This is a genomic window from Micromonospora endophytica, assembly GCF_003236305.1.
GTDB lineage: Bacteria > Actinomycetota > Actinomycetes > Mycobacteriales > Micromonosporaceae > Micromonospora > Micromonospora endophytica.
Genome location: NZ_POTX01000500.1, coordinates 1 through 850 on the forward strand (window position 1 = coordinate 1; position 850 = coordinate 850).

Sequence of the window (850 nt, forward strand, 5' to 3'; positions counted from 1 at the left end):
CGCGGGCCCACCCGAGCCCGAACCCGAACCCGAGCCGGCGACACCAGCGACACCGGCAACACCGGCGACTCCGGCGACTCCGGCGACCGAGCCCACCGGCACGTCGGCCGACCGGCAGACCGACCGATCGGCCGGCCCGCAGCCCACGCCGCCGTCCGGTCCGCCGGCGACCTGGCCGCCAGGGCCCCCGGCCACCTGGCCGCAGGGCGCGCCGCCGGGCCAGCCGACCGGCGGTCCGGGGGGCACACCGGGCTGGGGATACCCGACCTGGCCGGGACGTCCGCCGGAGCCTCGGCCGCACGGGTTGCCGCTTGCCTCGTTCGGTGCCCGGCTGACCGCCCGGCTCATCGATTTCGGCATCGTCTTCCTGCTCAACGCGCTTGTCAACGGCTGGTTCGTCTGGCGCTACCTGGAGGAGATCTCGCCCGTGGTGGACGAGTTCTGGCGGCGGGCACAGGCGCAGGACACCACGACCGACCAGTTCCCGGCCGCGGGCGAGCAGGCCGGTTCGCTGGTGGTGGTGATCCTGCTGATCGCCACGTCACTCTGGCTGGCGTACGAGGTGCCGGCGATGGCCGCCAACGGGCAGACCTTCGGCAAACGGGTGGTCGGCATCAAGGTGCTGCCCGTCGAGGCGGACGCGCCGCTCGGCTTCGGCCGGGCCCTGCGCCGGTGGAACACCCTCGGCCTGCCCACCCTGCTCTGGTACTGCTGCGGCCTCGGTTTGCTGCTCCAGTTGATCGACGCGCTCTCCCCGCTCTTCGACCACCCGCTGCGGCAGGCGCTGCACGACAAGCGCGCGCAGACCGTGGTGGTGAAGGTTCCCCGCACCCCTGACGCCCCCGCCAAC

At 73.9% G+C, this 850-nt stretch carries 1 protein-coding gene; it reads left to right on the top strand.

Translation table 11 applies throughout. The annotated features are described in order from the left end of the window. Positions 1–850 (top strand): RDD family protein (locus C1I93_RS30765; protein WP_111246721.1); only part of this gene is annotated, 850 nt, incomplete at both ends.